Below are 24770 nucleotides of genomic sequence, written 5' to 3'. Positions count from 1 at the left end.
AATCACCTTGCACGGAGAGGCCCGCCAGACATGGGATTTGGGGCGTTGATCGTGCTCGTTTAATCAAGGGTTCACCGCGCTTTGCTACCGGCTACAACACAGGATAGGTAAGATGCATCTGCTGTTCGCCACATCGATCGTGCCCGACGGTGCTCTCTCCTCGGGCTACGAGATAGCCAACGCCGCGATTATCGCCGCCCTGCGGCGCGCTGGCGCGCGCGTCACGGTCATCGGCTTCACCTGGCCCGGGAAAGCCGCGGCCGATCCCGAAAATACCGTGGTGCTGGGGGCGGTCGACGTGCGCACCGAAAGTGCTTCGCCGCTGCAAAAGCTTGCCTGGGTCGGCAAGGCGATTTTTTCAGGCCTGACCTTCGCGTCGGTCAAGTTGCGTGCGGTGTCCGGTCACGATGTTCAGGCCGCCCTCGAACGAGCCGGTCCGTTCGATGGTTATGTGCTGAATTCCGTGCAGTTTGCCGGCGCTTTCGAACGGGTCTTCGAAGACCGACCTTCGATTTTCGTCGCCCACAATGTCGAGCACCTCTCGGCGCGGGAGAACGCCGTTGCCGCCCCCGGCATTTTCCAACGCCTGCTGTTTCGGCGCGAGGCAAGGCTGCTCAAGCTGGTTGAAGAGCGCCTCTGCCGCCGCGCGCGTTTTGTCTTCACGTTGGCCGAGGAGGATCGCGTGGCACTTGGCGTCGCCTCGGATGATCGTTCGGCGGTGCTGCCGCTGGTGACCGGCGCCACGGCGCCAGCCCGGAAAGGCCGGCGCGCGATCGACTGCGACGCGGCCCTGATCGGCACCTGGACCTGGCAGCCGAACCGCATCGGCCTCGACTGGTTCCTGGGCAAGGTGGTGCCGCATCTGCGGCCTGGTTTCCGCATCCGCATAGCGGGTCACATGCCTTCCGGCGTCACCTCCGCGCATCCGGGCGTCGAGTTTGTCGGCCGTGTCGCGGATGCCAGGGCTTTCGTGCGCGGCGCGGCCGTCATCCCGCTGATCAGCACCGCGGGCAGCGGCGTGCAGCTGAAGACCATCGAGACCTTCGAGCTTGGCCTGCCCTCGGTCGCCACCAGCCGGTCGCTGCGCGGCATCGACCATCGCCCCGACAATTGCGTCGTCACCGACGATCCGGCCGGCTTCGCCAAGGCCCTGGAGGCCGCCGCGGCCGACATTCACGATGTCGATGGCAGCACCTTCCATCGCCGGCAGGTCAAGGCGCTCGACGCCGCGGTTCGTGTCGGTCTCGAAAAAATCGGCGCCGTGCGGCAGGAGGTGCTTGCATGAACATGCACGCCGCCCGCGCCGCGTTCGGCTTTGACAGCCTGAAGGCAATCCTCGGCATCCCGGTGCTGGCGATCCGCTGGGACGATGCGATTGCCTTGCTGAACCGGTTGATCGCCGAGCGGCGCTTCACCAAGGTCAGTTTCCTTAACGCCCACAATGCCAATATCGCCCACACCGACCCGGTGTTCGCCGGGGCGCTCGACGATTTCCTCATCCTGCCGGACGGCATTGGCGTCGATCTCGCCGCGAAGCTTCTCTACGGCGCGCCGTTTCCCGACAATCTCAACGGCACCGATTTCGTGCCGGCCTTCTTGCAGGCTTCCAAGAGGCCGCTGACGGTGGGCCTGCTCGGTGCGACCCGCGTCAACGCCGAGGCGGCGTCCGTGAAGCTGGCGGCACTTGCCGTGCAGCACGACTTCGTGGTCATTCACGATGGTTATTTCTCCCCCGCGCAGGAGCCGGAGATCATCGACCGGATCGCAAAGCTACGGCCTGATATGCTGCTGGTCGCGATGGGCGTGCCGCGCCAGGAATTGTGGATTGAACGCCACATCGACGAACGCCATTGCACGCTGCCGATCGCGGTCGGCGCGCTGCTCGATTTCCTGAGCGGCTCGGTGCCGCGCGCGCCGCTGTGGATGCGCCGCGTGAGGCTGGAATGGCTGTTCCGTCTGGCGGTCGAGCCCGGCCGGCTCTGGCGCCGCTACGTGGTCGGCAACCCCCTGTTCCTGTGGCGGGTCGTCAAACAGAAATGGTCGCGCGGCGCCGAGGGCGTCGCGGATGCTCCAGGAGAGTTTCGTTGAACAAGCGGTTCGTCCCAGACCCGCTGGCCGGCCCAGGCCTGTTGCCGAAGACGCCGACGGCAGCGGTTGTGACGGCAAGCTACGCCCCGGATTTCGGACGCTGCCGACTGCTGTGCGAAACGCTTGACCGGCATGTCTCGGGTTCCGCGCACCACTACATTCTGGTCGAACATCGCGATCTTGCGCTTTTCCGCCAGTTGGAGACCAGCCGCCGTTCGATCGTCGACGAGCGGGATCTCCTGCCGCGCTGGCTGCGCGCCTTCGACGATCCGCTCAGCCTGTTTCGCCGCCGCGTCTGGCTCAGCCTGAAGACCCAGCCGCTGCGTGGCTGGCACGTGCAGCAACTGCGCCGTATCGCCATATCGGCGCACGCAGGGGAAGACGTGCTGATCTTCTGCGATTCCGACGTCGCTTTCCTGAAGGCCTTCGATTGCGGTGCCTTCTGGCGGGATGGCAAGGCGCGTTTGTTCCGCCGGGACGGCGTGCTCGCCGATGACGGCCATGACGAGCATCGCTTGTGGTCGCGCAATGCCGGAACGGCACTTGGCATCGATTCGTCCCGGACATCGGTCCATGATTATATCTCGACGCTGATCGCCTGGCGCCGCGACACGGTGCTTGCCATGTGCGGCCGGATCGAAAAGGTCCATGGCCGCGACTGGGCCGAGGTCATCGGCTCGGCCCGCAAATTCTCCGAATGCATGATCTACGGACGCTATGTCGACGATCTGCTGGACGGAGCCGGCCACGTTCACGGTTCGGAAGAATTCTGCCGCGTCCACTGGACGGGCGAGGCGCTGTCGGACGACGAGTTCCGCCGCTTCGTTGCCAGCATGGCGCCAGAGCAGGTGGCGATCGGCATGCAGTCATTCATTGGTACCGATGTCGGCCGGATCCGACGCCTGATCGGGGTTGATCGCTGATTTGTCCTAGATTGCCTTGGCCGGTCTCCGCAGCGCCGAATAGGTCAGCAGCATGGACGCGAGATAGAGCAGCAGGAAGACGATGTTGAGCGACAGCACCAGATCAGATGTTTCGGAAATGGTGGTCAGCACATAGGTCAGCAGCAGCGCCTTGAGGGCGGCGAGCAGGCCGAGATTGAGCGCCCGCACCAGCGTCTGGCCGCGCGCGAAAAGAAGCTCGGCCTGGTATTCGACCAGGTTGCGCAGTCCAGGCACGCAGATCGCCAACGCCACCAGGGGTGCGGCCTCGGAAACATTCCTGCCAAGCGCGTTGGGAAAGAAATGCAGCACGATGCCAAGCGCTGCCAGCGCCAGCGTTGAAACGAGGAACACGCCGCCCTCGATGCCGCTCTTTACCGCAAGGCGCGACAGCAGCTCCGGCGCACGCATCATGCGCTGCACGAGCATCATCGAGAAGGTGCGGATGGGGATCGCCGTCAGGTCGACGAGCCGCATGATGATGGCATAGATGCCGGCCAGATGTGGGCCGCCGATCGCCAGCACCAGAAGCTTGTCGAATTCCGATTGCAGGTAGAACAACACCTCCGCGCCGGCCACATAGATGGAATCGGCGAGGCGCCGCAGATAGAGTTCGATGCGCAGCCGCAGCCGCTGGCGTGGATAGAACCAGCCGAAAGCCAAAAGCAGCGAGGCGGCGTTGGCCCCTATGTAGAACCACGACCACATCCAAATGCCATGCTGTGGCGAGACCATGAACAACACCGCGCCAAGCGCCCGCAGTGCGGTGGCCAGGATCGCCAGTACGGCTGCACGGCCGAATTTGCCCAGCCCGTTGTTGACGATCAGCGCCACTTCCACCGGCCGCCACAGCAGCGCCTCGGCAAAAACGATCGCCGTGAATACCGACAGCGGCACGGTGCCGGCAAAGAAGATCAGGTAGACGCCGAACGAGGCCACGCCCAAAAGCGGCAGCGAGGCGGCGCCGAGCAGCAGGAAACCCGCAGTGAACGTGCCGATCAGATTGGGGCGGATGGTGGCGGTGCGGTAGAGTGCCGAAATGAAACCGAAGGCGAGAAGTCTCGACAGCATGACGCCGGCCGCCGAGGCGGTGGCGAACATGCCGAACTCTGCGATCGACAGCGTATTGGCGAGCGCGATGAAATAGGCGAGTGAAAACACCAATCGCCCGCCGGCGCCGCTGATCGCCGAAAAATAGTCGCGCGCCAGCCCCCGCCGTTCGGCCATGAAGGTGCCGATCCGCGCGAAGGTCCGCCTTTGCGGTATGTCGCTGGCCTCAGTCATACGTCGAGGAAAATGCATAGGGTGGAAAGTTTAACGCGCCGTTCTGAAGCTTTCAGCTGTGTTGAGAATTGTTGCAACCATAACGTGAATAACCGCGATCGTCTCCCGGCAATTAACCTTTTGTTTCCTATGCCTGTTTAGCGTGGCTTAACGAATGGCCGACCGCCGCTGCCAAGCGGCCAAGAGTAAAGCTCCACGACAATGGTCGACAGGGAAAACCGTGAAGACTGGAAGCGCGAGCGCTCCTTGCTGGCGCTTGGCGAAGCCGTGCGTGGCGAGGAGGATGCTTCGCTGGTATCGATAGGAGACCGCGCGGACCCCTCATGGCGCGAGGATGCCGCCACGCGCCATCGCCTGGCCCGTTCCCGTCGCGAGACGAAGGCGAGCCCGCCTCGGTCGGCAGCCGATAACGCCGAACGGTCTCGCCTGGACGATGAGCAGCCGTTTGTATCCGAGGGCGCCTGGCTTTCGCGGGGTGAAACCGGCACCGGCGATTTGCCACCCGACATGCCGCCAGCAACGCCCGCCCCGGAGGAATCTTCGGGCACGGGTGGCGCCCATGAGGCAATCGGGTCCCGCGCTACGGGCGGAGCTGACCCGTCCTCCAATGGCGGGACCGACAGTCAGCAATGGAAGCCGCTGATCGATCCGATGCTGGTCGTTCGCGGCGTTGCCAGGTCGAAGCTGCTGATCGTTGTGACCACGATACTGGGCGCTGGACTTGGCGTCGCCATCGCCTTGTCGATGCCGAAGAAATACGAAGCCACGACCGAACTGATCATCGAGCCGGGTGACCTGAAGCTCTCCGATCGCGATCTTACCCAACCGGTAGGCCAGCCCGATGCCGCGCTGGCCGTCGTTGAAACCCGGATCAAGATGCTCACCTCGGGCACCGTTCTCGATCAGGTCGTCAAGAATCTCAACCTCGTCAACGATCCGGAATTCAATGGGCAAGGCTCCGGCGGCCTCGGCGTCATGTCGCTCATTCGCTCGATCGTGTCACGCAACGATGGGCCGGGCGGCGTCGATGAGGTTCGCCGCCAGGCGCTGGCTGTCGGCAATCTGGCCAAGAGCCTGTCGGTCGAACGCAGCGGCAAGACTTTTGTCATTTCCGTCAGCGCCGTAACCCAGAATGGCGACAAGTCGGCGCTCATTGCCAACACGACGAGGACCGTCTTCCAGCAGGAAGCCGCCAAGTACCAATCCGACATGGCCGGACGCGCGACGAACGAATTGACGTCCAAGCTCGATGATCTGCGCAAGGGGGTCGAGGCGGCCGAGCGCAAGGTCGAGGATTTCAGGGCCACGCATGGTCTGGTCGACGCGCAAGGCCATTTGATCAGCGACGATCAAATGCTGAAGCTCAACGAGCAGCTCTCGGTCGCCCGCGCCCGCACGCTGGAACTCAATGCCCGGGCGGCGTCGGCGCGTTCGCTGGACGTCAATTCCGTTCTGACCGGCACGTTGCCGGAAGAGATCAACTCCAACACCATGAGCGATCTGCGCTCGCAATATGCAACGCTGAAGCAGGAGGCCGATCGTGCCGCGGTCCGGCTGGGACCGCGTCATCCAGAACTCCAGGCCCTCGACGCCCAGATCGCGGGCGCGCGCGAGCGCATCGCGGCTGAACTGCGCCGCATCGCCTCTTCGCTGCAGGTCGACTTGAAGCGCGCGGTTCAGCTTGAACAGGACCTCGCTTCCCGGCTGGCCCAGGCGAAGGTCCAAAGCGGCGACGTCAACAGCGACCTGGTGGCCCTGCGGGAACTGGAGCGTGAGGCCACCGCCAAGCGTTCCGTCTACGAACAATATCTCTTGCGCGCCAAGGAGACTGGTGAACAGACGGGCATCAACACGACCAACATCAATGTGATCACTCCCGCCCAGGCCCCCCTCGAGCCAAATGGACCCTCACGGGCCTTGGTGGCGCTCGCCGGCCTGCTGCTTGGCCTTGCCGCCGGCGTTGGCCTCGGCGCTCTGCGCGGTACCTATGATAGCCTGCGCGAGACGGCAAGCTCGCGCTCACGCCGCGAGCGCAAGGTGGACGAACGCAAGTTGGGTGACCAGAGAGCGCCTCGCGAGGAGCAGCCATTCCGGGCGGAGCCTCCGCCAGAGCCGCCCATGTCGGCAACGCCTGTGCCGCCGCCGCCCGCGCCGCCGCCGCCGGTCACGCGGACCGAGGTCGCTCGCGCCGAAAGCTCCGGCAGGATCGGCGCACTCGTGTCGAGACTGCGCAAGGCCATGTCCCGCAAGCCGTCGGCCGAAGCCGACGACGACATCTCCCGCGGGTTAGGCCTACCCGCCTTCGCCGACAACGGCCGGCCTGTCAACGCTCCGCTATTTCCTGGCCATCCGGAGTCCGGTTTCGGGCCTCGGCAGGCGGCCGGCCTGGATTATTCGCAGTCACCCTTCCAGCCGGGCGCCGACGCCGGGTATGGGCAGCGGATGACCTTGCCTTCGCGCTCGCCGCTGATGCCGCAACAGGCAACGTACCCGGCTCCGCCGTTGCCGTCCTCTCCCTATGCACAGCCGTTGGGCTATCTTCAGGCGCAGCCCTGGTCGCCGGCGGGGCATCCCTCCATTCCAGCGGCGGCGGGACCCTATGCGGCCCAGATACCGTATCCGCCGCCCCCCGCTCCGACGCAGCCCTCGGCCGCTCCGCCCGCGGGGCCGATCCAAGTCGAGGAGGGTGGCGAACAAGCATCGGTCGAAGAGATTCGCGCCAGCCTGCGTGAATTCCGCGAAGCGGTCCGTGAACTCACGGAAAACCGCACCCGTCGCCGCTACTTCTGAGCCACCAGATAGGGGGCGGAGGCCGAACAAAACCGTGCCGGTTTCGCGTAAACGGCATGGGAAGGCGCTTTGACGGGATTGCGAGCTTGTATTTTCGTGACAATGCCGCGCTGCAGATTGCCTGCGCCGCGGCATTATGTTCTCGAAGCGGCGTGGGGCGGAACGATGTTGAGGGTGGCATGGCCGAAGTGATTGACGGAAAAAGCGTTGCCGAAGACGTGGTGCGGATGGTCAAGGCGCTGACCGCCGAGCTGGTCGCCAAGGGCAAGGCCAAGCCAGGCCTGGCCGTGGTCATCGTCGGCGAGGATCCTGCGAGCCAGGTCTATGTCGCCTCCAAATCCCGCACCGCCAAGGAATGCGGCTTTCATTCGCTTCAGCATACGCTGCCGGCGGAAACGTCCCAAGAGGCGCTGCTCAAGCTCATCGCCGAACTCAACGCCGATCCCGAAATCAACGGCATCCTGGTCCAGCTTCCGCTGCCCGCCCATGTCGATGCCGGCAAGATCATCCAGGCCATCGCGCCGCAAAAGGACGTCGATGGGTTCCATTTCATCAATGTCGGCAAGCTCGGCACCGGTGAACTCGATACCGCCTTTGTTCCCTGCACGCCCGCCGGCTCGATGCTTTTGATCGAGCGCGTGCGCGGCAAGGATCTGTCCGGCCTCTACGCCGTCGTCGTCGGCCGCTCCAACATCGTCGGCAAGCCGATGGCCAATCTGCTGCTTGCCGCCAACTGCACCGTCACCATCGCGCATAGCCGCACCAAGGACCTGCCGGCGCTTGCCCGCACGGCCGACATTCTTGTCGCCGCCGTCGGCAGGCCCGAGATGATCAGGGGTCACTGGGTCAAGCCTGGCGCCACCGTCATCGATGTCGGCATCAACCGCATTCCGGCGCCCGAGAAAGGCGAGGGCAAGTCGCGTCTCGTCGGCGATGTCGCCTATGCCGAAGCGGCAAAGGCGGCCGGCGCGATCACCCCGGTGCCCGGCGGTGTCGGGCCGATGACCATTGCCATGTTGATGGCCAATACGTTAGCTTCGGCCTACCTTGCGGCCGGATTGAAGCGGCCTTCCTTCTGAGCCCGGGTTGACCCTGAAAGCCGCAACTTTGCCGAACCCCACCATTTCCCCGGAACGGCCGGTCACGAATGATCCCGTTCAAGGCGGCAGGCAGTTCGCTTTCCTGCTGGTCGACAAGTTTTCCATGTTCTCGCTGGCCGCCGCGATCGATACGTTCCGGTCGGCGAACCGCCTGCTCGGCCGCGATTTCTACGGCTGGACCACTGTGTCGGCCGATGGTGATCCGGTGATGGCTTCCAACGGCCTGCCGCTCAAGATCGACTACGCCGTCGCAGACCTGCCGCCGGTCGATATTCTCTTCGTCTCGGTCGGCTTGACGACCGAATTTCCGGGCAAGAGCAAGGTTCTGGCGGCCTTGCGCAGCTGGGGCCGGCGCGGCAACGCGCTTGGTGCCTTGTCGGTCGGATCCTACCTGCTGGCCGAGGCCGGCCAGCTCGAAGGCTATCGCTGCACCATTCATTGGGAAAACCGCGCCGGCTTCGTCGAGCGCTTTCCTGACATCAACTGCACTGGCAACGTCTTCGAGATCGACCGCAAACGCTACACCTGCGCCGGCGGCACCACCTCGATCGATCTGATGCTGGAGATCGTGCGTGGCGATTTCGGCTCCAACCTCGCCAATGGCGTCGCCAACCAGTTCCAGCACGAGCGCATCCGCTCCGCTGGAGACCGCCAGCGCGTCGGGCCGGAGCGTGACCTGACGGGCAAGTCGGAGAAGTTGCGACGCATCGTCGAACTGATGGCCGACCATCTCGACGAACCGCTGTCGGCGGTACAACTCGCCAAGTCGGCGGGCCTCTCGGTGCGCCAGGTGGAGCGGTTGTTCCTGCGCCATCTCAACGTCACGCCCGGACGCTACTATATGCGGCTGCGGCTGGAGCGGGCACGCGAATTGCTGCGCCAGACCAACATGCCGATCCTCGACGTGGCGATCGCTACCGGCTTCACCTCCCATTCCTATTTTGCCCAGAGCTATCGGCTGCAATTTGGCCGCCCGCCCTCGGAAGAGCGCCGCACGACATACTGAATTGGGTAGGCACGGGCCCTATGCGGGCTATCGTTGATAGCGGTGGCTTGTGTCCCGGCACGCGCTCAAATAGCTTCGGCCAGCGGACGGGGTGGCTACTCAGGAGATTTCGATGGCGATACTTGCGCGGAGCATCGCTGCGGCGATCCTCCTTTTGTCGACGACGACATTCGGCTTTGCCGCAAACAAGGTCATCATCATCCTCGACGCGTCGGGATCGATGTGGGCGCAGATCGACGACAAGCCCAAGCTGGAAATCGCTCGTGAATCGCTGAGGACCGTGCTTCAATCGGTTCCCGCCGACGACGAGATCGGCTTCATGGCCTATGGCCATCGCGAAAAAGGCAGCTGCGACGACATTCAGCTGATTGTGCCGCCCCAGGCGGGCTCGGCAAGCGCCATCTCGGCAGCCGCCGACAGCATGAAGTTTCTCGGCAAGACGCCGCTGACGGCAGCCGTCAAGCAGGCGGCCGAAGCGCTGAAATACACCGAGGACAAGGCAACTGTCGTTCTTATCACCGATGGGCTCGAAACCTGCGGCGGCGACCCTTGTGCGCTTGGCAAGGAACTCGAAGCCTCCGGTGTCGATTTCACCGCCGACGTCGTCGGCTTCGGCCTGACCGCCGACGAAGGCAAGCAGATTGCCTGCCTCGCCGACAACACCGGCGGCAAATACATCCAGGCTTCCGATGAGAAGGCGCTGCAGGAGGCGCTGGTCGAGACCGTCGCGGCGCCGGCACCGGCGCCCGAGCCAGCACCAGCCCCCGCTCCGGCGCCAGCGCCCGAGCCGGCCAAGTCCGAGTTCAATTTCATGCCGACCGTGGTGCTGGCCGAGGGCGGCGATCCTGTCATCGAAGGCAATGCCTGGGAAGTCTACAAGGCCAAATCAGACGGCACGCGCGGCGACAACGTCACCACCGAATACGGGGACTACAAAGCCAATCTGGAACCGGGCGACTACGTCGTCGTCGCGCGCGACGGCGAGGCCAAGACGGAGCAGAAGATCAAGATCGAGGCGGGCCAGGTCTACAAGCCGCTGTTCACCTTGAATGCCGGCACGCTCATCCTGCATCCGCGACCGAGCCAAGGTGCCGATGTGGCCAGCGGGGCCTCTGTCGTGATCGCCTATCCGGGCGTCGACAACCCTCCGACCTATTATGGAGACACGAAAGTCGTGTTGCCGGCCGGCGACGAGAAAGTGACCGTCACGATCGGGCAGGGCGTGGTCACCGAAACGATCCCGCTCGCCGCAGGCAGGGTGATCGACAAGGACATCATCGTGGGCGTGGGCCATGTCGTTGCCAACGCATACTATGTGGCCGGCGGCGACAAGGCTGACGGTTCAGGCACCGGCTTCAAGGTGCTCAAAGCCAAGAAGAAGATCGATGGGACCCGCGACGAGGTCACCTATGCCTATGGCCCCGACAGCAAGTTCGATCTGCCGCCCGATGACTATGTGCTGATCGCGACGGTCGATCTCGCCGTCGTGGAACAGCCTTTCAGCGTCAAGGTCGGCGAATTCCAGGACCTCAAGGTCGCCATGAATGCCGGCGTGCTGGCAATCACGGCGCCCGGCACCTCCAAGATCGAGATCTTCGAGACGAAGAAGGACATCAATGGCAATCGCAAGTCGATCGGCTATGCCTATGACGAGAAGTATCAGGCCGCGATAACGGCGGGCGATTACGCGGTGGTTTCGGAGAAGTCGGACAACAGCAAGAAGGAAGGCGCCGTGACCGTGAAGGCCGGAGAGCGGGTTGAACTGACGGTGCAATAAGGATTGCGATTTCGACCGGCATAAAAAAGGGCGGCCGCGTGCCGCCCTTTTTTATGCGGACAGAATGCGTCAGGCAGTGCCGAACGCGCTGGCACCGTGATCGGCGCGGCCCACCAATTGACGGAAGCCGGCGAACAACTCGCGTCCGAAGCCGAATTCATTGCCGATGAGATCGACTTCGGCCGTGCGGCGCAGCGCGAATTCGGTGCCTGGCACCAGCACTTCCAGCGTGCCGGCATCGGCGTCGAGGCGGATGATGTCGCCGTCATGGATCCGCGCGATCGGCCCGTCCTCGACCGCTTCCGGCGTCACATGGATTGCCGCCGGCACCTTGCCGGAGGCGCCCGACATGCGCCCGTCGGTGACCAGCGCCACGCGCTGGCCGCGATCCTGCAGGATGCCGAGCACGGTGGTCAGCTTGTGCAGTTCCGGCATGCCGTTGGCCCTCGGACCCTGGAAGCGGATGACGGCGATGAAGTCGCCGGTGAGTGTGCCCGCCTTGAAGGCGTCGTTCAGCCCCTGCTGGCTGTCGAACACCTTGGCCGGCGCTTCGATGACACGCCGCTCCGGTTTGACGGCTGATGTCTTGATGACGGCGTGGCCGAGATTGCCCGCCAGCACCTTCAGTCCGCCCGTCGCCTGGAAAGCCTTGTTGAACGGCGCCAGCACCTTTTCGTCGCCGCTTGCACGCGGCGAAGCCTCGCGCAGCACACCGCCATCGGCGCCGAGCTTTGCCTCGACCGCATAGGGCCGCAGGCCTTCGCCCCACACCGTCCGCACATCCTCGTGCAGCACCCCTTCGTCGAGCAGTTCGCGGATCAGGAAGCCGAGGCCGCCGGCGGCATGGAAATGGTTCACGTCGGCAAGTCCGTTCGGATAGACCCGTGCCAACAGAGGCACCGCTTCCGAGAGGTCGGAAATATCCTGCCAGGTCAGCGCGATGCCGGCGGCGGCCGCCATGGCGATCAGGTGGATGGTGTGGTTGGTCGAGCCGCCGGTGGCATGCAGGCCGACGACGCCGTTGACGAACGAACGTTCGTCGATCATCCGCCCGACCGGCGTATAGGCGTTGCCGAGCGCGGTGATCGCCAACGCCCGTTTCGTCGCTTCGCGGGTCAAGGCGTCGCGTAGCGGCGTGCCGGGATTGACGAAGGACGCGCCCGGCGTGTGCAGGCCCATGATCTCCATCAGCATCTGGTTGGAGTTCGCCGTGCCGTAGAAGGTGCAGGTGCCCGGCCCGTGATACGACTTGGACTCGGCTTCCAAGAGCTCGGCGCGGCCTGCCTTGCCCTCGGCATAGAGCTGGCGGACCTTGGCCTTCTCATCGTTGGGCAGGCCTGTCGTCATCGGGCCGGCAGGAATGAACACCGCCGGCAGATGGCCGAAGGTCAGTGCGGCGATCACCAGCCCCGGGACGATCTTGTCGCAGACGCCGAGATAGACGGCGGCGTCGAACATGTTGTGCGACAGGCCGATCGCGGCTGCCATGGCGATCACGTCTCGCGAAAACAGCGACAGCTCCATGCCGGGCTGCCCTTGGGTCACGCCGTCGCACATCGCCGGCACTCCTCCGGCCACCTGGGCGATGCCGCCCGCCTCGCGCGCGGCCTCCTTGATCAGGGCAGGGAAGGTTTCGAAGGGCTGATGCGCCGACAGCATGTCGTTGTAAGAGGTGATGATGCCGAGATTGGGCACCTTGTCGGCGCCGAGCGCCAGCTTTTCCGAGGGGCTGCAGACCGCAAAGCCATGGGCAAGGTTGCCGCAGGACAGCACCGACCGGTTGGCCGTCTGGTTCGACGCTTCGGCGATACGGCTGAGGTAGCGCTCCCGGCCCGGTTTGGAGCGCTGGCGTATCCGTTCGGTGATGGCTTCGATATCGCGTCTTGCGGTCATGGGATCAGGTCCTTTCAGGCGAGGTCCCGGAAACATCCTCCCGCCGTTGCCGGGACCACTTGTAAGATTGCAATCAGGGCGCCCAGAAAACCTCCACGGGCTTGGGCGATGCGTCGAGCACGGCACGGATCGGCTTTCGCGGCCCTGGCGCGGCCGCACCGTCGAAGGCGGTTCGCTTGTCCTCGCCCTCGATGTGCAGCGCGATGAAACCGGCGTCGATGATCCGCGCCAGGGTCAGGGTCAGCCGAGGCTCACCCGCACCTGCAGCATGAACCGGCAGGATGATCCTGTCCGAGGCGGGATCGAGCAGCTTCGGCAGATCGTCGGCATCGGGAAAGAAGGAGGCGGTATGGCCGTCAGGCCCCATGCCGAGGATCACGACATCAAGCGGCCAGGGCAGGGATCGCAGGGCCGCATCATCGGATGCCGCGGCATCCTCGATGCCGACCGCCTCGTGGTAGAGCGGAACGAAGCGGGCCGCCTTGGCCGCGTTCTGCAGCAGGTTGGCGGCAACCAGCCCGGCATTGGATCGCGGCGAGGAGGCCGGTACGAAACGTTCGTCGACCAGTGTCACGATCACCTTGTCCCAGGCGATCGGCGCCGCGGAGAGCGCGGCAAAGAATTTTGCCGGTGTCGTGCCGCCGGAGACCGCCAGCAGTGCCGTGCCGCGCCCGGTGATCGCCTTGGTCAGGGCATCGGCGACGCGGCCAGCCAGCGCCGAGGCCAGTTGCGAACGGTCGGGAAAAGCGTTCCAGTTGTAGCTGGCGCTGTTCAATTGCTCTCGTGCCATGTCCGCCCGTCACGTTCGATCAGCGCTATCGAGGCCGACGGCCCCCAGGTGCCCGCCGTATAGCCCTGCGCTTCCTGCTTGGCGCCTTCCCAGGCATTCTGGATCGGGTCGATCCATTTCCAGGCGGCTTCCACCTCGTCGCGGCGCATGAACAGCGTCTGGTTACCGCGGATGACATCCATGATCAGCCGTTCATAGGCGTCGGGCGCGCGGCCGTCGAACGATTGGGCGAAACTCATGTCGAGCGAGATCTGGCGCAGCCGCATGCCGCCCGGGCCTGGGTCCTTGATCATGATGAACTGCTTGACGCCTTCATCCGGCTGCAGCCGGATGACAAGTTGGTTGGCGAAGATCGGCCCGGCGCTGTCGCCGAAGATCGAATGCGGGATCGGCTTGAACTCGATGACGATTTCCGAAACCCGGGTCGCCAGCCGCTTGCCGGTCCTGAGGTAGAACGGCACGCCCGCCCAGCGCCAGGTGCCGATCTCGGCCTTGATGGCGACGAAGGTTTCGGTGTTGCTGTCCTTGCCGAGTTCCTCGACATACCCTTTCACCGGTCCCCCGGCCGAGGCGCCGGCGCGGTACTGGCCGCGCACGGTGTGCTTCGGCGCCTCGTTGCCGTTGATGCGCTTCAGCGCCCGCAGCACCTTGAGCTTCTCGTCGCGCACCGCGTCGGCGTCCATCGACGAGGGCGCTTCCATGGCGACGAGGCAAAGCAGCTGCAGCATGTGGTTCTGCACCATGTCGCGCAGTGCGCCGGCCTTGTCATAATAGGTGACGCGGTCTTCCAGGCCGACGGTCTCGGCGACCGTGATTTGCACATGGTCGATGTGGGCGGAATTCCACAGCGGCTCGTAGAGCGCATTGGCAAAGCGCAGCGCCATCAGGTTCTGCACCGTCTCCTTGCCGAGATAATGGTCGATGCGGAAAATCTGGCTTTCGTGGAAGTCGTCGCCGACCAAGTCGTTGAGCGCCCGCGCCGAGGCAAGATCGCGGCCGATCGGCTTCTCCAGCACGATGCGCGAATTCGGCGTGATCAGGTTATGCTCTTTGAGCTTGTGCGAGATGTCGCCGAACAGCGCCGGCGCCACGGCAAGGTAGAAGGCGCGGATGTGGTCGCTTTCGCCGATCGCCTTTTTCAGCTTGTCGAAACCGGCGCCGCTCGTTGCATCGGCCGGGACGTAGGAAAGCCGGGCGAGGAAGGTCTTCAACTCCTTGGCATCGATATCGGCCGGCTTGACATGGTCCGAAATCGCCTGCTTGGCGAAGGCTTGGAACTCCTCGTCGCTCATTTTCGAGCGCGACGTCCCGATGATGCGCGTCGGCTCGGAGAATTGATGGTCGCGCTGGCGATAGTAGAGCGACGGCAGCAGCTTGCGTTCCGACAGGTCGCCGGTACCGCCGAAAATGATGAAGTCGAAAGGATCGACGGGAATGATCTGGCTGGTCATGGTCTGTCCGCTTTGACGCCGGTCGCAAGTACGCGGCTGATATATTCTAATCGATTTAAATTTTCCAGTGCCATGGTGTCACATCGAGGACCAATCGCTGGATATTGATTGAGTCCACCTGTGCGCTTGACACTGGCGCCAGCCGGAGGCTTGTCGATGAACGAAGACTCCGGAAGCTTTCGCAGTTGCAGCATAGAACGTGAATGTGACGAAAGCTAAGGGAGAAATGGGCGCTTGTCTGTCGCGGCGTGGGCCACGGCCGTCGGCAGCCTTGTTGGTCGCGGGAAGATATCGATGAGCGGGGAAAGCATGCGTCTGGAAAACAAGGTCGCCATTATCACCGGGGCGGCATCGGGCTTCGGCGAAGGCATGGCCAAGCGCTTCGCGCAAGAGGGCGCCAGGGTCGTTATCGCCGATCTCAACGCCAAGGGTGCGAAACGCGTCGCCGATGAGATCGGCGAGGCGGCGATCTGGACGCAGACCGACGTTTCGTTGCGCTCCGAATTCGACGAAATGGTCTATGCCGCAAAAAGCGCCTTCGGGCACATCGACATCATGGTCAACAACGCCGGTTACACCCATCGCAACGGTGACATGCTCGAGGTCGATGAGGAGACCTTCGATTTGATCACCGCCGTCAACATGAAGGCGATCTATCATGCCGCCCTTGCCGTGGTGCCGATCATGGAGCGGCAAGGCGGTGGCGTCATCCTGACCACGGCCTCGACTGCCGGGCTGAGGCCACGACCCGGCCTTACCTGGTACAATGCCTCGAAAGGCTGGGCGATCACCGCCACCAAGTCGATGGCGGTGGAGCTCGCGCCGAAAAACATCCGCGTCAACTGCCTCTGCCCGGTCGCCGGCGAAACCGGCATGCTGGAGAAATTCATGGGCGCCGACACGCCCGAGATCCGCGAGGCGTTCCGCGCCTCGATCCCGCTCGGGCGGCTGTCGACCCCGCTCGATATCGCCAACGCGGCTTTATGGCTGGCCTCGGACGAGGCCGCTTTCATCACCGGGGTCGCGTTGGAGGTCGATGGCGGGCGCTGCATCTGAGGCAATCGCCGACTTGACCGCGACTCGGGCATCGACTTGACTTGAAGTTACGGGGCCTCAAGTTCTTTCCGGGGAACGGGATTGTTGGCGCGATGAAGTCGAAATTACGCAAAGCTTTCAAAGATCTGCGGTGGCGCGTCAGTGTCTACAGGGCGAAGCGTGCCCGCGCGAAAAGCAAGGCGACTTTCATCGGCGTCACCGGCAGCTCGGGAAAATCGACCGTCACGGCACTGCTTGGGCACATATTGGCCGCTCATCGACCAGTCTACACGCAGGTTCTGGCCAACACCATCCATTCGGTCGTCAGCACGCTCTACAGGCGCATGAAGCATGTGGAACAGGCCGACTATGTCGTAATGGAAACCGGGGCGTACGGCGTCGACACGATCCGGCCAATGGCGGAAATGCTGCAGCCGCATGTGGCTGTCGTCATCATGGTTCGTCTGGAGCACGTTGCCAGTTTCAGGACACTGGAAAACGTCGCCATCGAAAAGCGTGCATTGGTCGCGGCATTGCGTCCGGGGGGCCTTGTAGTCCTTAATGCCGACGATCCCTATGTCGCTGACATGGCTACCGGCGCCGGATGCCGCGTCGTCACCTTCGGCGCGGCACGGACGGCCGACTATCGTGTGACCGACATCCACGCCGCCTATCCGGACCGGCTAACCTTTTCGATCCATTGGCGAGGAGGGCTGCTGCAAATCCAGACGTCTTTTCCCGCCGAATATTTCTGGCTACCCACCGTTGCCGCCGTCGCTACGGCGCTCGAACTCGGTGTTCCTCCACACAAGGTTGTGGCCCAGGTGGCAACGTTCCAGCCAGTCGTGAATCGCTGTGCCGTGCTGATCACCGAAGGCGGTCCGCAATTCATCGTCGATGCCGCCAAGGCGCCCTGGCACTCGATCAATCTTGCCCTGGACATGATGGCCAAGGCTACTGCCAGCCGCAAGCGCATCGTAATTGGCCAGATTTCGGACTACACAGGCTCGTCCAGGAAATACGCTCACGCCTACCAAACCGCGCGGGAAATCGCCGATCAGGTGATCTATACCGGAGACAACGCACATCGCTCGCGTGCCAGTCAGAGCGATCGCGACAACGGCCAGTTTGTCGAGCTTCGGACGGTGAAGGAAGTCTCCGACCATATCAAACGGACGGCGGTGCCCGGCGAACTGATCCTCGTCAAAAGCTCATCCAACCTTCACCTGGAGCGCATCGCGCTCGCCTGGACGCATGACGTCAAATGCTGGATCCCAATCTGTGGCAAGAAGGAAGGCTGCCAAACCTGTGGTATGTATGAATTGCCCTACGAACAGCATCGCGCCCACGTCATGCTCCGCAGGCGCACCAGAATGTGGCGGCAGTTCCGCGGCATGTTCAGAGGCAGGTCGTCATAAGGCTGGGCCCGGCACCCAAGCCGGTCCAAACGCGCCCTCACATTACGTGCCGGGCTTGACGTAGCTCTTGTACACCCAGCCGTGCTTGCCGTTGTAGACGATCTCGCACCACTTCTTGCAGCCCATCAGTTGCACCGAGGTCCGGGCAGGGACCGTACCGATGGGGGTGGCACCCTTCTTTGGAGCACTGCGCATGGTCACCGCTCTCAGGATGCGTCCGTTGCCGGCCGCTGTCACCTTGCGCGGATTGGCCTTGGCCTTGCCGCCATCGTCATCGGTCGCCGCCGGCTGCTGTTCCGGTGCTTGCGGCTGCGTCTCCGGAATGGCGGCGGTCTGCGCGCCATCGGGATTGCTGCTATCGGCAGGCGGGCTCGGTGCGGCGACCTTGGCAAGTTCGTCGGTGGCATCGGTATCGGTAGACGATTGGGCGAATGCCGCCGCTGTTTTGTTTGGCGCCGGCTCGGGCTGCTTGGCTACCTGGCTGGGAGCCGCGGTTTGATCGGGATCAGTTGCCGCAGCCTTCGGCTGCGCCCCTGTCCAGCGCGGATCATTGGCCGCAAGCGCTGGTATGTTCACCGCCGCCGCTGCCGTGGTCGGTGACACCTGGCTGGACTTGCGCTCCGCCTGAGGCGTCACGGCAGCCGCCGTCACCGTCGTCCCCGAGGAGGGAACTTTCGTCGTTTTCACCGGAATGGTCGGAATGCTCTGCTCGGGACTGGCGGCTGCTTGCCTCTCGCCGGTCGGCAACGCCAGCCAGAGCGCCACTGCGGCAACGCCAAGCAGTGCCGCGGTGCCTATTGCCGCAATAACCAGGTGCGAGTTCGAACGGACGCCCTGCCAGAATGACGGGCGCATGTCATAGCCGAACTGCATGGCGAAGCGCCGACGTTCCGGAGCACCGAAACTGAAGGGCTCTATCACTCTTGCCACCTCCATAAGCGGGCCGGTGTTCTTTCGATCAAATATCGCAAGTCACGCGTTCGATCAGCATCGGTCCCAAAACGCGGGCGGGCCCGCAACATCTCCGAACAATCGCCCAGATGCGGACCTTTCGCCCGCGATTGTGGCGTCAGTACGCCATTACCAAGGGTTCTGCGCCTTTGCCGGCATTTCCGCAATGTGCCGCTGAGGCAACAAATGTTACAATGAATATACAATATCACATCAGGTCGTGACGGTTTGGGACCGTGGCGATCCGATGTCGCCTAGATTCTGTCGCGCAGTGCGAACCAGTTGAGCGCCAGGAAAAGCAGCGGCGCGCGGAAACGGCGGCCGCCGGGAAATGGCGGAATTTTCAGGTCCTCGATCAGCTTCAGCCGGTCGCGATTGCCGGCAATCGTTTCGGCATAGAGCTTGCCGAAGAAGTTCGACAGCATGACGCCATGGCCGGAATAGCCGCCGGCCGAGATCACATTCGGCATCACTTCGCGCACGAACGGTTTGCGCGGCACCGTGATGCCGACATAGCCGCCCCAGCCATGCGTGATCTCGACATCCTTCAATGCCGGATAGAGCTCCGCGATCTGACGGCGAATGTGGATGTGGATATCTTTGGGATCGTTGACGCCGTAGACCTCGCGTCCGCCGAACAGCAGCCGGCCATCCCTGGATTTGCGGAAATAGCGCACGACGAAGCGGGAATCGTCGACCGATTCGCTCCCCGGCAAGACGTTCGAATCCGGCCCCAGCGGCGCGGTCGCGCCGATGAAGGACCCGATCGGCATGATGTGCGCGGCACTCACCGGCTCGAGCGTGCCGCCATAGGCGTTGACCGCGATCAGGCATTTTTGCGCCGAGATCGTCCCTCTTGGCGTGGAGACCCTGACCTTGCCGCCCGCCGAGACGATGCCGGTCGATGGCGTCCCTTCGAACAAGTGGGCGCCGGCTTGTGCCGCCACCCGCGCCGTGCCGATCACCAGCTTCATCGGATGGATATGGCCGGTCCCGATATCGCGCGTGCCGCCGAAATAAGCGCTCGAGCCCAACCGATGCGCCGTCTCCTTCGCATCCATGAAGGAGATGTGCGGGTACGAGAAGCGGCGGGCCATGATTTCGGCATGCGCCTTGTAGTCGTCGACATAGCGCGGCTTGTGCGCGACCGAGAGCTGGCCCGGCATATAGTCGATATCGATCTGGTTTATGGCGGCGAAGTCGATGAGATGCGCCTTCGCCTCTTCGGCGAGATCGAACAGTGCCCTGGCGCGGGACAGACCGTATTCGGCCTCTAGGTCCTCGGCCCAGGCACGCTGCCCGGTGCCGAGCTGGCCGCCATTGCGCCCCGAAGCGCCGTCGCCAAAACGATATGCTTCGATCAGGACAACGTTGGTACCGGCCTTGGCCAAATGCGTCGCTGCCGACAGGCCGGTAAACCCGCCGCCGATAATAACGACGTCGCAGGTCCGATCACCGTCGAGCGTTGGATATTCGGGCCGCGGCCCAGCCGTGTCCTCATACCAGGATCGGCCGGGGGAAATGGGGGATTGGTAGTTCATGATTGGTCAGACGTTGAGCAGCAGATATTCCCGCTCCCACGGACTGATCACTTCCATGAACGTTTCGAATTCCGCCCGCTTGATCGCCGCATAGGTGGCGGCGAAGGACTTGCCCAGCAATGCGCAGAGTTCCTCGTCGCCCTCGAACAGGTCGACGGCTTCGAGCAGGCTGCGCGGCAGGTCGATCTCGTGTGCGTTGGCAGTGGTCAGCACGGGAGGCTCGGCCTTGATCTTCCCGGTGATGCCGATCAGCCCGCAGGCAAGCGAAGCCGCCAGCGCCAGATAGGGATTGGCATCGGAGGACGGGATGCGGTTTTCAACGCGCCGCGCCGCAGGGTCGGAACGCGGCACGCGGAACGCCGTGGTGCGGTTATCGTAGCCCCATTTGTTGTTGACCGGGGCAGAGGCCGCCTGCGTCAGCCGCCGGTAGGAATTGACGTAGGGCGCGAACATAACCAGCGCATTCGGCACGTGCTTCTGCATGCCGCCGATGAAATGGAAGAAGTCCTCGGTCTCCGAACCATCCTCGGCCGAAAAGATGTTCCTGCCCGTCTTCTTGTCGACGATCGACTGATGGATATGCATGGCGGAGCCCGGCTGGCCCTGAATCGGCTTGGCCATGAAGGTCGCGTAGATCTCATGCTTGAGCGCGGCTTCACGAATGGTGCGCTTGAACATGAATACCTGGTCGGCGAGCTCGATCGGGTCGCCGTGGCGCAGATTGATCTCGAGCTGGCCGGCGCCCTCTTCGTGGATGAGCGTGTCGATCTCCAGGCCCTGGCTTTCGGAGAAATGGTAGATGTCGTCGATCAGTTCGTCGAACTCGTTGACGCCGGCGATCGAATAGCCGGCGCCGCCGCCGATCGCGCGCCCCGAGCGGCCGACAGGCGGGGTCAGGGGATAGTCCGGGTCTGGATTCTTGCGCACCAGGTAGAACTCGATTTCGGGTGCCACGACCGGCTTCAGCCCAAGCTTGTCATAGGCCGCCAGCACGCGCTTCAGCACATTGCGCGGCGTGAACTCGACCGAGCGGCCGTCCTGGTGGACGAGGTCGCAGATGACGGCGGCCGTCGGGTCTTCTTCCCAGGGCACCACGGTCAATGTCGACAGGTCCGGCATCAGCTTGAGGTCGCCGTCGTCTTCCGGATAGTGAAAGCCGTTGCCGTCCTCCGGATAGCCGCCGGAAATCGTCGTCATGAAGACGGCCGAAGGCAGCGCCAGTGAGGTGTTGGAAGTGAATTTCTTCGAAGGCATCATCTTGCCGCGCGCCACGCCGGCCTGATCAGGCGTGATGCATTCGATATCCTCGATGCCGCGCCATTCCAGCCAATCGCTGACCTCCTTCCAGTTCTTCACACCTCGCAGGTTTTTCACGAAGGCAGGTGTGCGCGTTCGTCCTCCGCGGCTCGACGGACGGACTTCCTTTTTTGCAGGCGGCATCATTCACCAGTTTGGGTTGCGGATTTTCAAGTATAGCCGTGCCGTGCGATGGAAGGGAAGGGGAGCCGCCGCTGGCATTTGCCGTCTCGGGTTGAAAACCGCTTGCCGGTCGGCATAGGTTTGGCGTCTTTCCGCACTCGAGAAGCCGGCGATGAGACCCAGCAGCGAACTGACCACGATCGGCTTCGATGCCGACGACACGCTTTGGCAGAACGAACGGTTCTTCCGAATGACGGAAAGGCGCTTTGCCGCCATGCTGGCCGATCATGGCGAGGGCGAGCAGATCTCGGCTCGACTGTTGGAAGCCGAGAGGCGCAATCTCGCGATCTACGGCTTCGGCATCAAGGGATTTACGCTCTCGATGATCGAGACGGCGATAGAAATTACCGACGGGCGCGTGCCGGCTTCCGTCATATCGGAGATTCTCGACGCCGGCCGCGAGATGCTGGGCCATCCGATCGAGCCCTTGCCGCATGCACGCGAGACGGTCGAGAAGCTCGCCGGCACTTTCCGCCTCGTGCTGATCACCAAGGGCGATCTGTTCGATCAGGAGCGCAAGCTGGCCGGCTCCGGGCTGGGCGAGTTGTTCGATGCAGTCGAGATCGTCAGCGACAAGACCGCCGCGACCTATGCGCGCCTGTTCAACCGCCATGGCGATGGCCCGGCAAGGGGCATGATGGTCGGCAATTCGCTGAAGTCGGATGTGGTGCCCGCCATCGAGGCTGGCGGCTGGGGTGTCCATGTGCCACACGAATTGACTTGGGTGCTCGAACATGTCGAGGCGCCGGTTGCCGAGCCGCGTTTCCGCCAGATATCGGATCTCAGCCAATTGCCCGCGCTGGTCGAAAGCATCAAAAACAGAGTTTGATCGTTGACCTCCGGCTGATTTTTCGCGCAGTCCTGGATGGAAAAACGGTTCTCGCCTTTTTGGAATCGTTTTAGCGGCCGGTCAGGCGATCGATGACCGGTTGCAACCGTTCGGGCGTGATCGGCTTGGCCACCACCACGTCGACGACATGCGCCAGGCCCAGGCTCTCCGGCGTGTCATTCTTGGTTGAAAGCAGGATCACGGGAGGAAGTGCCTTGCCCGTGGCTCGCCGCAACGTGTCGATGCTGGACATCAGCGTGTCGCAGTCTTTGTTGTCGGGGCCACCATCGAGGACAACCGCCCCGGGGATAAGCGAACGCAAGGTCTTCACCGCCATTTCAGGCGATTCCGAGAGTGGCTTGAGCCCGGAACGCTCAACGATTTTAGACACCACGACGCGATTGATCGGCGACTTCCCGACAACAAGCACCCGCGAGGAATCTCGGATCGTCTCAATGTTTGACCCCCGAGTCGCCAGATTCAGATGTGTTGTACTCTTCCCCTTGTCACTCACTGGGCACCCAAGTCGGCCAAGAATCTCGCCCCTATTTCAATGCAGAGTTGAATCTGGGGGCAATTGGCGTGAGATCGCGCCCTATGTCAAGTTGAAATAAAGGACTTCTGAAAGCATGTCCTACACAGTGGGTTCAAGCAACAGCACTGTACTGCCCTGTACATAGCTTGGTTACATAAAAATAAAATTCACCTGCGCATGCGCGGCGCGGGCAAATGGCCGGTTGTAGCGCTTCCGGGTCAGCCATGGCTTTGTTGCGTAACGATCACCGGGATCAGCAGGTCGCCCCAATTGCCGTCGCCGCCATGGTGCCTCGCGGAGCGCACGAGCTCCACCGAGACGCCCGCCTCGACCGCCTTCATCACCGACTGGTTGAGCCTGTGCAGGTCGTTGGCCAGCATGCGGATTGTCGCCTGCTGGTCGACGCTCATCGTGGTCGATTGCTCTTCGGCCCGTTCCTTGACGCGACTTATCGATGCCATTGGTCTTCTCCTATGTCTGAGGCCCTGTTGGGCGTTTCTTCGGTATTCCCCTGGTCGCTATTCCGCGGCCGGCTTGAACTGCGCGTGCTCGGTTGATTCATGCATGGCCGTGGTCGACGACCGGCCGCCGGTAATCGCCATCGAGACGGCGTCGAAATAGCCGGTGCCGACCTCACGTTGGTGCTTGGTCGCGGTATAGCCATTGGCTTCCGCCGCGAATTCCGCTTCCTGCAGCTCGGAATAAGCCGCCATCTGCCGCGCCTTGTAGCCGCGGGCGAGTTCGAACATGCCGTAGTTGAGCTGGTGGAAGCCGGCCAGCGTGATGAATTGGAACTTGTAGCCCATGGCGCCCAGTTCCCTCTGGAACTTGGCGATCGTCGCGTCGTCGAGATTCTTCTTCCAGTTGAACGACGGCGAGCAATTGTAGGCGAGCAGCTTGCCCGGATGGTGCCTGCGCACCCCCTCGGCGAATTTCTTGGCCTGCGCCAGGTCGGGCTTCGAGGTCTCGCACCAGATCAGGTCGGCGTGCGGCGCATAGGCAATGGCCCGCGCGATGCAAGGCTCGATGCCGTTCCGGACCTGGTAGAAGCCTTCCACCGTGCGGCCGGCATCATAGTCGACGAAGGGCTGGTCGCGCTCATCGATATCGGAGGTCAGCAGCTTTGCAGCTTCCGCGTCCGTGCGTGCCACCACCAAGGTTGGCGTGGCCATCACGTCGGCCGCGAGCCTCGCCGCGTTGAGGTTGCGGATATGCGCCGCGGTCGGGATCAGGACCTTGCCGCCGAGATGGCCGCACTTCTTCTCCGACGCCAACTGGTCCTCATAGTGGACGCCAGCGGCACCGGCTTCGATGAACGCCTTCATGATCTCGAAGGCGTTGAGCGGACCGCCGAAGCCGGCTTCCGCGTCGGCAACGATCGGCGCGAACCAGGTCTCGACAGAAAGCCCCTTGCCTTCGGAGGTTTCGATCTGGTCGGCGCGCTGCAGCGTGCGGTTGATGCGCTTGACCAGTTCGGGCGCCGCGTTGGCCGGATAGAGCGACTGGTCCGGATACATCGCCGAGGCGGTGTTTGCGTCGGCGGCAACCTGCCAGCCCGACAGGTAGATCGCCTTCAGCCCGGCGCGCACCTGCTGCATCGCCTGGTTGCCGGACATGGCGCCGAGCGCGTTGACGAAGTCCTCCTCGTGGATGAGCTTCCACAGCCGGTTGGCACCCATTTCGGCAAGGCTCTGGCGAATCTGCACCGAACCGCGCAGCCGCTTCACGTCCTCCGGCGAATAGGGACGCTCAATGCCGTCGAAGCGACCTTCAGGCGCCGAGGGGACAAGGTTGTAAAAATCGGTCATTAGTCACTCCGAAGGTTTCTGCACAGCCAATTCTCGGGGCCGCTTCTATGTGAC

General features: G+C 63.2%; 20 protein-coding genes. 10 read left to right on the top strand and 10 right to left on the bottom strand.

Features of this window, described 5'->3' with window-relative positions; all coding sequences use genetic code 11:
* The first annotated feature begins 112 nt into the window (after positions 1-112).
* The 3 genes from X739_RS141920 to X739_RS141930 are packed head-to-tail and all read left to right on the top strand — an operon-like array spanning position 113 to position 3011.
* Positions 113-1285 (top strand): glycosyltransferase family 4 protein, encoded by a 1173-nt coding sequence (locus tag X739_RS141920; RefSeq protein WP_023795655.1) that lies wholly within the window; start codon positions 113-115, stop codon positions 1283-1285.
* Positions 1282-2088 (top strand): WecB/TagA/CpsF family glycosyltransferase, encoded by an 807-nt coding sequence (locus X739_RS141925; RefSeq protein ID WP_023772812.1) that lies wholly within the window; start codon positions 1282-1284, stop codon positions 2086-2088. Before X739_RS141920 ends, X739_RS141925 begins: the two co-directional genes overlap by 4 nt.
* A complete protein-coding gene (locus X739_RS141930; protein WP_023772813.1) occupies positions 2085-3011 on the top strand; it encodes a DUF6492 family protein in 927 nt (308 codons plus the stop codon). The genes X739_RS141925 and X739_RS141930 overlap by 4 nt, the downstream gene beginning before the upstream one ends.
* A gap of 6 nt (positions 3012-3017) precedes the next feature.
* Here the strand turns inward: X739_RS141930 and X739_RS141935 are convergent, their stop codons facing one another.
* Positions 3018-4313 carry a lipopolysaccharide biosynthesis protein gene (locus X739_RS141935; RefSeq protein WP_023772814.1) on the bottom strand — a complete coding sequence of 432 codons (1296 nt, stop codon included), beginning with the start codon at positions 4311-4313 and terminating at the stop codon, positions 3018-3020.
* A 201-nt stretch (positions 4314-4514) separates the two neighbouring features.
* Here X739_RS141935 and X739_RS141940 point away from each other — a divergent pair, with 201 nt between their 5' ends.
* The 4 genes from X739_RS141940 to X739_RS141955 all read left to right on the top strand — a co-directional run bounded on the left by X739_RS141940 (position 4515) and on the right by X739_RS141955 (position 10986).
* Positions 4515-7103: a GumC family protein gene (locus X739_RS141940; protein WP_023795654.1), complete on the top strand. Its 2589-nt coding sequence runs from the start codon at positions 4515-4517 to the stop codon at positions 7101-7103.
* 179 nt (positions 7104-7282) lie between these two features.
* A complete protein-coding gene (gene folD, locus X739_RS141945) occupies positions 7283-8182 on the top strand; it encodes a bifunctional methylenetetrahydrofolate dehydrogenase/methenyltetrahydrofolate cyclohydrolase FolD (RefSeq protein ID WP_023772816.1) in 900 nt (299 codons plus the stop codon).
* Positions 8183-8210: 28 nt separating this feature from the next.
* Positions 8211-9209, top strand: a complete 999-nt coding sequence (locus X739_RS141950; protein WP_032922464.1) for a GlxA family transcriptional regulator — start codon at positions 8211-8213, stop codon at positions 9207-9209.
* Positions 9210-9321: 112 nt separating this feature from the next.
* Complete coding sequence (locus X739_RS141955) at positions 9322-10986, top strand: VWA domain-containing protein (RefSeq protein WP_023772818.1); 1665 nt, start codon at positions 9322-9324, stop codon at positions 10984-10986.
* A 69-nt stretch (positions 10987-11055) separates the two neighbouring features.
* On the opposite strand, the gene edd is transcribed toward X739_RS141955, so the two are convergent.
* The 3 genes from edd to zwf all read right to left on the bottom strand — a co-directional run bounded on the left by edd (position 11056) and on the right by zwf (position 15120).
* Entirely contained in the window at positions 11056-12879 is a 1824-nt protein-coding gene (gene edd / locus X739_RS141960; protein WP_023772819.1) for a phosphogluconate dehydratase, read from the bottom strand.
* A 73-nt stretch (positions 12880-12952) separates the two neighbouring features.
* Complete coding sequence (pgl, locus tag X739_RS141965) at positions 12953-13669, bottom strand: 6-phosphogluconolactonase (RefSeq protein WP_023772820.1); 717 nt, start codon at positions 13667-13669, stop codon at positions 12953-12955.
* On the bottom strand, positions 13651-15120 hold the full coding sequence (gene zwf / locus X739_RS141970) for a glucose-6-phosphate dehydrogenase (protein ID WP_023772821.1): 1470 nt from the start codon (positions 15118-15120) through the stop codon (positions 13651-13653). Before zwf ends, pgl begins: the two co-directional genes overlap by 19 nt.
* A 309-nt stretch (positions 15121-15429) precedes the next feature.
* Here zwf and X739_RS141975 point away from each other — a divergent pair, with 309 nt between their 5' ends.
* Positions 15430-16176, top strand: a complete 747-nt coding sequence (locus X739_RS141975) for an SDR family oxidoreductase (RefSeq protein WP_031241153.1) — start codon at positions 15430-15432, stop codon at positions 16174-16176.
* 92 nt (positions 16177-16268) lie between these two features.
* Positions 16269-17573, top strand: a complete 1305-nt coding sequence (locus tag X739_RS141980) for a Mur ligase family protein (RefSeq protein ID WP_023772823.1) — start codon at positions 16269-16271, stop codon at positions 17571-17573.
* A 42-nt stretch (positions 17574-17615) separates the two neighbouring features.
* Here X739_RS141980 and X739_RS141985 read toward each other — a convergent pair whose 3' ends face one another.
* From X739_RS141985 to X739_RS141995, 3 genes are all read right to left on the bottom strand, one after another.
* The gene (locus tag X739_RS141985; RefSeq protein ID WP_023772824.1) at positions 17616-18494 is read right to left on the bottom strand and encodes an SH3 domain-containing protein; all 879 of its coding nucleotides are present in this window, start codon (positions 18492-18494) and stop codon (positions 17616-17618) included.
* A 284-nt stretch (positions 18495-18778) separates the two neighbouring features.
* On the bottom strand, positions 18779-20065 hold the full coding sequence (locus X739_RS141990; RefSeq protein WP_023772825.1) for an FAD-binding oxidoreductase: 1287 nt from the start codon (positions 20063-20065) through the stop codon (positions 18779-18781).
* A gap of 6 nt (positions 20066-20071) precedes the next feature.
* On the bottom strand, positions 20072-21508 hold the full coding sequence (locus X739_RS141995) for a glutamine synthetase family protein (RefSeq protein WP_023772826.1): 1437 nt from the start codon (positions 21506-21508) through the stop codon (positions 20072-20074).
* 148 nt (positions 21509-21656) lie between these two features.
* Here X739_RS141995 and X739_RS142000 point away from each other — a divergent pair, with 148 nt between their 5' ends.
* Positions 21657-22373: an HAD family hydrolase gene (locus X739_RS142000; protein ID WP_023772827.1), complete on the top strand. Its 717-nt coding sequence runs from the start codon at positions 21657-21659 to the stop codon at positions 22371-22373.
* Between the two features lie 70 nt (positions 22374-22443).
* On the opposite strand, the gene X739_RS0135215 is transcribed toward X739_RS142000, so the two are convergent.
* From X739_RS0135215 to aceA, 3 genes are all read right to left on the bottom strand, one after another.
* A complete protein-coding gene (locus X739_RS0135215) occupies positions 22444-22887 on the bottom strand; it encodes a response regulator (RefSeq protein WP_031241151.1) in 444 nt (147 codons plus the stop codon).
* Between the two features lie 239 nt (positions 22888-23126).
* Positions 23127-23369: a hypothetical protein gene (locus X739_RS142005; protein ID WP_006202762.1), complete on the bottom strand. Its 243-nt coding sequence runs from the start codon at positions 23367-23369 to the stop codon at positions 23127-23129.
* 57 nt (positions 23370-23426) lie between these two features.
* Entirely contained in the window at positions 23427-24716 is a 1290-nt protein-coding gene (gene aceA / locus X739_RS142010; protein ID WP_023772829.1) for an isocitrate lyase, read from the bottom strand.
* Between the last annotated feature and the right edge of the window lie 54 nt (positions 24717-24770).

The organism is Mesorhizobium sp. LNHC209A00 (assembly GCF_000502915.1).
In the GTDB taxonomy this organism is placed as follows: domain Bacteria; phylum Pseudomonadota; class Alphaproteobacteria; order Rhizobiales; family Rhizobiaceae; genus Mesorhizobium.
This window is presented reverse-complemented; position numbering and strand designations above follow the sequence as displayed.

Excerpts from the sequence above, each read along its gene's own strand:
- X739_RS141920 (WP_023795655.1), top strand. The coding sequence starts at position 113 with ATGCATCTGCTGTTCGCCACATCGATCGTGCCCGACGGTGCTCTCTCC.
- X739_RS141925 (WP_023772812.1), top strand. The coding sequence starts at position 1,282 with ATGAACATGCACGCCGCCCGCGCCGCGTTCGGCTTTGACAGCCTGAAG.
- X739_RS141935 (WP_023772814.1), bottom strand. The coding sequence starts at position 4,313 with ATGACTGAGGCCAGCGACATACCGCAAAGGCGGACCTTCGCGCGGATC.
- X739_RS141940 (WP_023795654.1), top strand. The coding sequence starts at position 4,515 with ATGGTCGACAGGGAAAACCGTGAAGACTGGAAGCGCGAGCGCTCCTTG.
- folD (WP_023772816.1), top strand. The coding sequence starts at position 7,283 with ATGGCCGAAGTGATTGACGGAAAAAGCGTTGCCGAAGACGTGGTGCGG.
- X739_RS141955 (WP_023772818.1), top strand. The coding sequence starts at position 9,322 with ATGGCGATACTTGCGCGGAGCATCGCTGCGGCGATCCTCCTTTTGTCG.
- edd (WP_023772819.1), bottom strand. The coding sequence starts at position 12,879 with ATGACCGCAAGACGCGATATCGAAGCCATCACCGAACGGATACGCCAG.
- pgl (WP_023772820.1), bottom strand. The coding sequence starts at position 13,669 with ATGGCACGAGAGCAATTGAACAGCGCCAGCTACAACTGGAACGCTTTT.
- zwf (WP_023772821.1), bottom strand. The coding sequence starts at position 15,120 with ATGACCAGCCAGATCATTCCCGTCGATCCTTTCGACTTCATCATTTTC.
- X739_RS141975 (WP_031241153.1), top strand. The coding sequence starts at position 15,430 with ATGCGTCTGGAAAACAAGGTCGCCATTATCACCGGGGCGGCATCGGGC.
- X739_RS141980 (WP_023772823.1), top strand. The coding sequence starts at position 16,269 with ATGAAGTCGAAATTACGCAAAGCTTTCAAAGATCTGCGGTGGCGCGTC.
- X739_RS141990 (WP_023772825.1), bottom strand. The coding sequence starts at position 20,065 with ATGAACTACCAATCCCCCATTTCCCCCGGCCGATCCTGGTATGAGGAC.
- X739_RS141995 (WP_023772826.1), bottom strand. The coding sequence starts at position 21,508 with ATGATGCCGCCTGCAAAAAAGGAAGTCCGTCCGTCGAGCCGCGGAGGA.
- X739_RS142000 (WP_023772827.1), top strand. The coding sequence starts at position 21,657 with ATGAGACCCAGCAGCGAACTGACCACGATCGGCTTCGATGCCGACGAC.
- X739_RS142005 (WP_006202762.1), bottom strand. The coding sequence starts at position 23,369 with ATGGCATCGATAAGTCGCGTCAAGGAACGGGCCGAAGAGCAATCGACC.
- aceA (WP_023772829.1), bottom strand. The coding sequence starts at position 24,716 with ATGACCGATTTTTACAACCTTGTCCCCTCGGCGCCTGAAGGTCGCTTC.